The organism is Neglectibacter sp. X4 (genome assembly GCF_009917365.1).
Classification (GTDB): Bacteria; Bacillota; Clostridia; order Oscillospirales; family Acutalibacteraceae; genus Acutalibacter.
Genome location: NZ_QWLE01000009.1, coordinates 61255 through 69858, shown reverse-complemented (window position 1 = coordinate 69858; position 8604 = coordinate 61255). Strand labels below are relative to the sequence as shown.

The window sequence follows — 8604 nt, the reverse complement described above, 5'->3', positions numbered from 1 at the left end:
TTTTCCCATTTGTCAAGCCTTTTTTATGCTTTTTTCTTATTTTGCTCTTTTATACCTTTAACTTAATGACATTGGTGTAGGGAACTGGTCGCAGCTTGCCGCTGATTTTTACCAGCCGCCATATAATCATTATCCGGAGGTTTCGGAAATGTTGCGGCAGCAGGGCTTTTGGAGCGGAAATAAACAGATTGGGGAGGTTTGATTATGAGATGGAGTAAAAAAGTACCTTTGTTGTTGACGGCGTTGACGGTTGCGTTGTGCCTGATTGCCTGCGGCAGCGTGCATGGGGATGACAAGCAGCCGGAAACCTCCGGGGAATCAAAGACGCAGAGCATTAGGCAAGTCACGGAAACTAATACTGAGGAAGAAAAGGAACCTGAAAATGAGCCTGAAACGGAAAGGATTGCTACTTTTGATTTGGAAAAACAGGCTTGTTCGGTTAAACAGCGGATATGATATGCCGGTTGCAGGGCTTGGTACTTACGCATTATCCCATGACGAGTGTGTGGCTTCTGTAACAGCTTTGTTTGAAAATGGAGGGAGGCTGGTTGATACCGCTTCTTTACTATGGGACAGAAAAAAGTGTGGGTGAAGCGGTAAGGAATAGCAATGTGCCACGTGAAGAAATTTTCGTAACCACAAAACTTTATCCGAATCAGTTTTCCGATACGGAGGCAGCCATTGATGAAGCTCTTGAAATATTGGATATAGAGTATATTGATTTAATGCTGCTGCACCATCCGGGGACAGAAGATGTGGAAGCCTATAAAGTCTTGGAGCAGGCAGTCCGAGATGGGAAAATTCGTTCTATCGGATTGTCGAATTGGTATATTAAGGAGCTGGAAGAATTTCTTCCGCAGGTCACAATTACACCTGCTGTTATTCAGAATGAAATTCATCCCTACTATCAGGAAAAAGAAGTGGTTCCTTATATTCAGAATTTGGGGATTGTCGTGGAGGGTTGGTTCCCATTCGGCGGCAGGGGACATACTGTGGAACTATTTGGAGATGAAGTAATTGTGGCGATTGCAGAGGCACATAATGTAACATCTGCGCAGGTGATTCTTCGCTGGAATCTACAAATGCCGCAAGGCAGGAATGGAACAGGACAGCGGATATGGCGTTATTATCAGGTATCTCCGAAGCAAAGATTTTAGAAGTCAAACAGACAGAGATACACGAAAAGGCGAGCCAGTCTATCAAAAGCAAGGGCTGGCTTCCCAATCTGTTCCGCAGTATCGTGAACAAGGCAAAGGACTTCCTGCAAAACTTAATCCGTGAACACGATATGCCGCCGAAGCCTGTCCTTGAAATAGATATGGCAGAGTTCCGTACCATGCAAAGCTGGGCTGACATGATCATTGACAATTTTTTGTCTTTCTTCCCATGCGTTTGTGGCGGTATCAATGTTACCGACTTCCATCAATTTCGGAAGCATACTCATATCGCCGTTTGTAAACTCCATAATCAAGCCCCAATATTCTTTTACAACCTGTTGGCATTTTTCGCTTTCGGGCGGTACATTTTCTTTTTGAAGCTGTACGATTTCATCACTTAGACGGTTAAATCTCTCCATAAAATCTAAGCCGCTTTCTTTATCAAATTGACTGCGTATATGATCGAGCGTATCATCATCGAAGCGCTTAATAAGAGGATAAAACTCATTCTTCATTTGCAGATTGACAATAATATCGGCATACTTCTTAAAGCTGACCGTCTGCATTTGTAAAACTTCTGTTTTTAACTGTTCTATTGCTGACAAAGAAGCCTGAAGCTGTTCTATTTTTTGGCGTATATCATCTGCCTGCTCTGTAAGAGCATTTGCAATATCAGCCGGTGTTTCCAAAGAGATCAACCGCTTTTTTATATCGTCCAAAGAAAAGCCCAGTGATTTCAATGATATAATTTGATGAAGTGTAATCAAATCTTTGTCGGTATACCCTGGAGATTCCTATAAAAAAGCACTTCCCTTTATACAAAATCTATGGTATACTAAATATTTGAAACCGGCTGTTCAGGCCTTGGCGCGGCGCAAAGCCCCCGAAGGCAAGAACAGGCAGTTTTTTGCCGAGAATGCCCGCATTGTGGGGACGATGCCTGCGCCCCTGACGCGGATATTCCCGCTTTTATTCTGTCTTTTGACAAAAATATCAGGAAAAGGAGCGACAGGAACGTGACGGGAAAGCAAAGGGATCCCCTGGCCAGCCGGGGGATAAAACGGAGCCTGAATAAAAGGATATTGAGGAGCACCACGCTTAATATCCTGATTTTGGTGGTCATTAGCTGTGCTATTATGGCCGTTTCCATGCAGTCGCTTGCCAACAATATTTTGTTGGACAGCCTTCAGCCAATGGCCCGACAGTCGGCTAAAACGGTGGAGGCTAACATCCACATGCTGGCAGACCGCATGATGACCATTGCCGGCGACTCCCGGATGCACGAGGCAGCCGCTGCTGGCTCAGGTGAAACTGGGGAGCCGCAGCCGGACGCGGCGGCAACCGCGGAAAACCGCATGGCTGTGCTGGAAGAAGCCGCTGAAATTTATGAGCTTTACACCATCGCCCTGTATGATTTGGACGGGCGGCTGGTGCAAGGAATCGACGGCGCGCCGGAAAGCCTGGACAGCGGCTTTCTGGCCCTGCTGCAGGAAACCGACAACCTGACCACCAGCTCTTCCACCCTTTACCAGGGCAGGCTGGGCATTACCATGGGCATGCCTGTGAAGGAGGAAGGCGAAACTGTCCTCTACGTAATGGGCGTATATAAATATGACACCCTTAACGACGTTATCAGCAGCATCAATTTAGGAGAAAGCGGCATGGCCTATATGGTCGATGAAAACGGCGTTGTTACCGGCCACCCCGACCAGTCCCTGGCGCTGAACAAAAGCTCCCTGGCACAGCTTTGCGATGGCAACAGCGACGCGGTGGAGCGGGTAACCACAGGCGAAACAGGGGCAACAGAATTCCCTGTGGGCGGGGAAAAAATGCTGGTGGCCTTTTCTCCCATCCGCGGCACCCAGTGGTCCCTGGTTATCTGGATCCCCAAGGCGGATTATAACCACTTCATTAACGGGGCCATGCTGTTTGCCATCCTGACAACCCTGGCCGTGCTGGTGGTTTCCATCCTGCTGATTCTGCGCCTGGCACGTTCCATTTCCCGCCCTGTGCAGCAGGTGACAGACCGCATGGTGGCCCTTGCCGGCGGCGACCTGCACACAGAGGTGCTTCCTGTCCGCACAGGAGACGAGCTGGAGGTTATGACCCAGACCCTGGATGCCACGCGGGAAAGCATGAACCGGTACATATCCGATATCCAGCAGGTGCTGACGCAGGTTGCAACCGGCGACCTGCGCACCCAGCCCCAGGTGGACTATAAAGGTGACTTTGTGCTGATACGCAGCAGCCTGCACACCATTACAGAGTCTATGAACGAAACCCTCCTTGGCTTCCGCGACGCCGCAGACCGGCTTACCAACATGGCGGAGCAGTTAAGCGGGCAGTCCGCCCAGCTTCACCAGGCGTCTATGGATCAGAACCAGTCCACAGAAGACCTGGTGCATGAGGTGGACAATGTGAAAGACCGCCTGGCTGACGTGACGGAAAGCAGCGGGCAGACCCGTTCCCAGACAGAAGCGATTACCCAGAGGATCCAGAGCGCCAACGAACAGATGGCGGCCCTCTCCGCCGCCATGGACAACATCAGCGCCAATGCCCAGCAAATTACAAAGGTTGCAAAGGATATTGAGGACATTGCCTTCCAGACCAATATCCTGGCCCTCAACGCCTCTGTGGAGGCGGCCCGGGCAGGCGCTGCCGGGAAGGGCTTTGCCGTGGTGGCCAATGAGGTGAAGCAGTTGGCTGCCAAAAGCGCCGAGGCCGCGCAAAGCGCTACAGGCATGGTGGACAATACCAAAGCCATTATCCAGACCGGCGTGGTGATGACTGCGGATACGGCGGAGTCCCTCCGGGCCATTTCCGAGGTTTCCTCCCAGATCAACACCATTTCGGATCAACTGGCAGCGGCGGTACAGGGGCAGGAAGCCGCCCTCGCCGCTATGGAGACGCGGATTGCCGCTATCTCCTCCATTGCAGACCGCAACCTGCAAAACGCAGGGGAAACGGAGCAGTCCAGCGGCCTGCTGGCGAAAGAAGCCGAATCGCTCCAATCTCAGGTGCGGAAATTTGTTTTGAAGGAGAGGCAAGGCAGATGAAACGGTTTTTAGCTGTGTTTTTGGGCGTTCTGCTGGCAGTGTCCCTGCTGGCAGGCTGCGGTAGCCAGGCAGGGCTTCAGGACGGGTATTATACTGCCCAGATGTCTGAATTCAGCCATGGCTGGAAAGAGTATATCACCATCCTGGTAAAGGGCGGGAGCATCGTTTCCGTAGAATACAACGCGGAGAATGCCAGCGGCTTTATTAAAAGCTGGGATAACGCATATATGCAGACCATGCTGCACTCCAACGGCACTTACCCCAACGAGTATACCCGCGATTACGCCAGCCAGCTTCTGGAGGGCCAAGGGGAGCAAAGCATTGACGCTATTTCAGGGGCTTCCTCCTCCCATGGGACATTCCAACTGCTGGCGCAGGCGGTTCTGGAACAGGCCCGGAAGGGGGATTCCAGCCTTGTGTTCGTAGACCCGGCCCACTAAGGCTTGTTTGAAAACAGAGAGAATGAGCGCGTTTGCCATAACACAGGCAGCAGAACAAAGCCACCAGGAAACTGGTGGCTTTGCTTGTACCCGAAAGGGCGGGGCCGGGTGCGCCCTGATAAATCTTTAAGGATTCCTTATGAAAAAAGTATAGCCCCGAATCCCTATGCCTGATAAAATGAAAGAACACATGTTGGAAAGAAGCTGATACCCGTTAAATGCCCAGGGCCTGTTTTGCCAGACGGTCAGCTAAATCGTTATATGTATCTCCAGAATGGCCCTTCACCTTTACAAAGCCCAGCTTCAGCTTTTCCCGGGCCTTCCGGCAGGCTGCGGCATAGGCTATGGTGCCGGGCCTGTTGGCTTTCCACTGGCCTTGCGCCCACTTTGCCACCCCCTCGTAATCGTGGTGGATTTCCAGGGCGGGAATCCCCTTTTCCAGGCAGTATTCTATCACGGTCAAGGCCCCCATAATTTCCCCTGCCACATTGTGCATGGCAGCCATATCCCTGTCGTCAAACTTCCGGGAAAACTCCACCTGCTCCCCTTCATAGAACAGCACTGCCCCGCAGGAAAATTTGCCTTTATAATAGCTGCCGTCTACATAGGCCACAGCAAGGCCTTCCTGGGGCAGGGTTTGGGCGGCTGTGCCGCCGGACAGGAAAATTTCGGCTTCCTCCAGGGTGGGGAAGCCTTTATAGATAACGCCCTTTACCCCTATAACCTGGGCTTTGCAGGCGTCCCAACTACTGTATATAGTGGTTCCTTCCCTGCCGCCAATTACCGCGTAAAATTTTTTCTTTGCTTTGCTCTCTGCCATAGGCTTCTCCTTTGCTTTGGGTGGCGCGGAAAAATGCGACAAAATTCCGCAAAATTTTTATTGACCTTTTGGGGATTTCCAAGGTATAATCACAATATACTGGAAGTGTGTGCGGCTCTTCGGGCAAACCCGCCTGCATTTTTTCAGGGCCGCAGGAGGGAAAATGATTATTTTGCCTGTGAAGAATATGAACGAACTGTTAAAACCGGTAAATTCCGGTAAAAAAACGCGGTTTTGTAAACCCTTTGTGATTGCCGGGCATTGCCTAGGATTTTTCATTTTTTGTGCCGGGAGGGAAGCTGACTATGAAAAAGAAAGCCTGTTTGCTGGGGGTTTTGCTGGCTGTCCTCTCTATGGCCTTGGAAGGCTGCGGCTTCCCGCCCCCCCTGGACTTCATCCCCTTCCCCTGGGGGGAGGCCCCGGCAGAAGCGGAGGCAGATCTCCTGGGGGATTCCCTGCCTGGGGCGGAGTGGGGCATTTTCCAGGTGCTGTACCAGCCCGGCCCCAGCGTTCAGGCGGAAAAAGAGGCTGCCCAAAGCGCCCTGACGGTGTATGTCCCGGCGCGCACCCCGGTTTTTACCACTCCTGACGGGGAGGCGCTCAGCCATGAAACTGTTGCCGGGGGCACCTTTTTGCGGGTAGAGCCTGGCGGAGGGCCGCTGTGGTTTGCCTGCGAACAGGGCTGGCTGTATGGGGAGGATTTGTATCCCGCGGAGAGCGGCAAACCTGGGGAAATCAGCCTTACCAGCCTGATGCTGGAGGAGCGCTTTGCCCTGCTGGAGGAAAAGCTGCCCCAGGACGCATACTGGAACCACATGGGCCAGGAACTGCCGGAGGGGGTGGAAACGCCCTTTTCCGTAACCGGGGAGCCATGCGTCCACAGCCTGCATTGGCAGGACTACTGCAACCAGTATAACGGGAGCCTGCTGGCCTTTTTCCCGGAGTATACCCATCTGTGCCAGTGCTTAGGCTTTGCCTGCCTGCTTAGCGACCGGCTTTTTGGGAAGGAATCCCCTTACTACCTGCTCCCCTTTGGGGCCAGGGTGCGGCCGGGGGATCACCTGCGGCTGGGGGAATATGAGCATTCCGTCATTGTGCGGGAGGCAACCGACGAGGGCCTGCGGCTGGCGGAGGCCAACCCGGAATATGAGGACTGCCGCATCTCCTGGGATCGCTTTTTCACCTGGGAGGAGTGGGAATCCCTGTACGGCTGGGACGTGGAATACGCCATCACCCGCTATCCCCTGTACCAGGGGGAAAACGGCTGGACGGCCCTTCCCCCCCTTCCTGTGGCGGATTCTGCAGCGGAGGGGTGACGTTAGCTCCGCAGGCGCAGGCCCTTGGGATAATGGTTTTTCAGCGTCCCGCCGGAAGCCTTGCCAAAGCCTGCCACCACCCCGTTTACACACAGGGCCGTGTAACCCTTATGGGGACAGCCGATTTCCTCTCCCCGCAGGAAGGCCAGCAGGGCTGTGTCTGCCGGGGAAAAATCCATCACCTGGCGGCATTCCTCCATTTTCCTGCTGGCAAAAACCCCGTGGGCAGGCTCCAGCCGCCTGCCTTTTATCCGGGCCAGCTCCACCCCGGCCCGCAGCACCTGCAGGCCGGAAAGGGAGGGCAGGCCCTGGGGCAGCAGCAGCACCCTGTCCCCGGCTGTGCCAAGGGGGCTGGGGCAGGTTCCTGTAAACAATTCCCCATACAGTCCCTCCGCCAGCCGTCTTTCCCCGCCCTCCAGGGTTTGGGTGAAGGGGGCTGTTTTTGCGGGGTTTTCCCCTGTCCGCCGGAACCGGGCCACAAAGTGCCCTTCTCCCCCGTCCATGGGGAAAACCCGCCGGGCAGGGCAATCCAGGGCAGGCCTGCCGAAGGAGGCGGGAACCGGATCCCACATAAATTCCGGGTGGGCCTTTAAAAACCCGGCGCACACCTCCTCGTTTTCCGCCCGGGAAAAGGTGCAGGTGGAATATACCAGCACCCCGCCTTCCTTCACCGCCAGGGCGGCGGAATCTAAAATCAGCCCCTGGCGCTGGGCGCAGGCCCGCACATGCTCTGGCGACCAGGCCGCCAAGGCCCCGGGATCCCGGTGGAACATGCCTTCCCCAGAGCAGGGGGCGTCTACCAGCACCCGGTGAAACCATCCCTGGAGGGCTTCGCACAGCCGCTGGGGCTGGCAGCAGGACACCACGCTGTTGCGCACCCCCAGGCGCTCCAGGTTGGAGAGCAGGGCGTCTGCCCGGCCCCGCACCACCTCGTTAGACCACAAAAGGCCCTCCCCTACCAGCAGGGCGGCAATCTGGGTGGACTTTCCCCCTGGCGCGGCGCATAAATCCAGCACCCGCTCCCCTGGTTTGGGGGAAAGGGCGGTGACGGCGGAGGCGGCGGAAGGCTCCTGGGAATAGAACATGCCCGCGTGGTGGGCGGGCAGCGCCCCAAAGCGCTCTCCCTTCTCCGCGTAAAAGGAAAGGGGGGAAAAAGGGGTGGGGGAGAGGGCAAAGGGCAGGCTGCGCCGGAGGGTTTCCTCTGTGCATTTTAAGGGATTCAGCCGCACCCCCCGCCGAGGCTCCTTCTCCATTTCCAGCAGGAAGGCCTTTTGCTCCTCTCCCAGGAGGGCTTCCAGCTCCTCCAAAAATTTTTCAGGCAGAACCACAGCGCTTCCTCCTTTTTTCAAAAAATTGGTGCAGGAAAAATTTCCCTCTGCTTTTGTGCATAACAGCCGCTTTCCCGCTTACAATAACAAAAGGAAAAGGCATGAAGCGGGAGTGTCCAACCGCGCATTTTATGCCTCCGGCGGTTTAGGGGCTTTGCCCCTAAAAACCCCACCACCTTTGAAAAGGTGGACGAAACTTTTGTGTTTCTTCATTTTTTAAAATACTCGCTTTGGGCACTCCCCATGAAGCGGCCTTTTCCCTTTGCGAAAAAGCCAAACAAAAGAAAGAGGGTAAAATCCATGAGCAACAAGAATCAGAACCAGAATAAGCAGGGCCAGAACAACAAAAACCAGCAGAACCAGAACAGCCAGAACCGCACCCAGAACCAGAACCAGAATCAGAGCCAGAACAAGCGGCAGGACGACTGCGAGTAAAACACGGCTGGCAAAAAGGCCCGGTAAGCCCTTTGGTTTACCGGGCCTTTTT

9 protein-coding genes are annotated in these 8604 nt (G+C 54.1%); 6 read left to right on the top strand and 3 right to left on the bottom strand.

The window, feature by feature from the left end; genetic code table 11:
• Positions 1-204 precede the first annotated feature (204 nt).
• Both D1841_RS19025 and D1841_RS06120 read left to right on the top strand, forming a co-directional pair.
• Positions 205-456: a hypothetical protein gene (locus tag D1841_RS19025; RefSeq protein ID WP_160642303.1), complete on the top strand. Its 252-nt coding sequence runs from the start codon at positions 205-207 to the stop codon at positions 454-456.
• A 92-nt stretch (positions 457-548) separates the two neighbouring features.
• Positions 549-1157 carry an aldo/keto reductase gene (locus D1841_RS06120; RefSeq protein ID WP_237076202.1) on the top strand — a complete coding sequence of 203 codons (609 nt, stop codon included), beginning with the start codon at positions 549-551 and terminating at the stop codon, positions 1155-1157.
• Positions 1158-1270: 113 nt separating this feature from the next.
• On the opposite strand, the gene D1841_RS06110 is transcribed toward D1841_RS06120, so the two are convergent.
• Positions 1271-1924, bottom strand: a complete 654-nt coding sequence (locus tag D1841_RS06110) for a MerR family DNA-binding protein (RefSeq protein ID WP_160642302.1) — start codon at positions 1922-1924, stop codon at positions 1271-1273.
• A 249-nt stretch (positions 1925-2173) separates the two neighbouring features.
• Between D1841_RS06110 and D1841_RS06105 the strand changes: the two genes are divergently transcribed.
• Both D1841_RS06105 and D1841_RS06100 read left to right on the top strand, forming a co-directional pair.
• Positions 2174-4213 carry a methyl-accepting chemotaxis protein gene (locus D1841_RS06105; RefSeq protein ID WP_160642301.1) on the top strand — a complete coding sequence of 680 codons (2040 nt, stop codon included), beginning with the start codon at positions 2174-2176 and terminating at the stop codon, positions 4211-4213.
• The gene (locus D1841_RS06100; protein WP_160642300.1) at positions 4210-4653 is read left to right on the top strand and encodes an FMN-binding protein; all 444 of its coding nucleotides are present in this window, start codon (positions 4210-4212) and stop codon (positions 4651-4653) included. The genes D1841_RS06105 and D1841_RS06100 overlap by 4 nt, the downstream gene beginning before the upstream one ends.
• 214 nt (positions 4654-4867) lie before the next feature.
• On the opposite strand, the gene D1841_RS06095 is transcribed toward D1841_RS06100, so the two are convergent.
• Positions 4868-5473: a viroplasmin family protein gene (locus D1841_RS06095; RefSeq protein ID WP_160642299.1), complete on the bottom strand. Its 606-nt coding sequence runs from the start codon at positions 5471-5473 to the stop codon at positions 4868-4870.
• A gap of 305 nt (positions 5474-5778) precedes the next feature.
• Here D1841_RS06095 and D1841_RS06090 point away from each other — a divergent pair, with 305 nt between their 5' ends.
• Positions 5779-6789 carry a hypothetical protein gene (locus D1841_RS06090; RefSeq protein ID WP_160642298.1) on the top strand — a complete coding sequence of 337 codons (1011 nt, stop codon included), beginning with the start codon at positions 5779-5781 and terminating at the stop codon, positions 6787-6789.
• 2 nt (positions 6790-6791) lie between these two features.
• On the opposite strand, the gene D1841_RS06085 is transcribed toward D1841_RS06090, so the two are convergent.
• Positions 6792-8117, bottom strand: a complete 1326-nt coding sequence (locus D1841_RS06085) for an RsmF rRNA methyltransferase first C-terminal domain-containing protein (protein WP_160642297.1) — start codon at positions 8115-8117, stop codon at positions 6792-6794.
• A 300-nt stretch (positions 8118-8417) separates the two neighbouring features.
• Here D1841_RS06085 and D1841_RS19490 point away from each other — a divergent pair, with 300 nt between their 5' ends.
• Entirely contained in the window at positions 8418-8552 is a 135-nt protein-coding gene (locus tag D1841_RS19490; protein ID WP_256376652.1) for a hypothetical protein, read from the top strand.
• Positions 8553-8604: the final 52 nt, after the last annotated feature.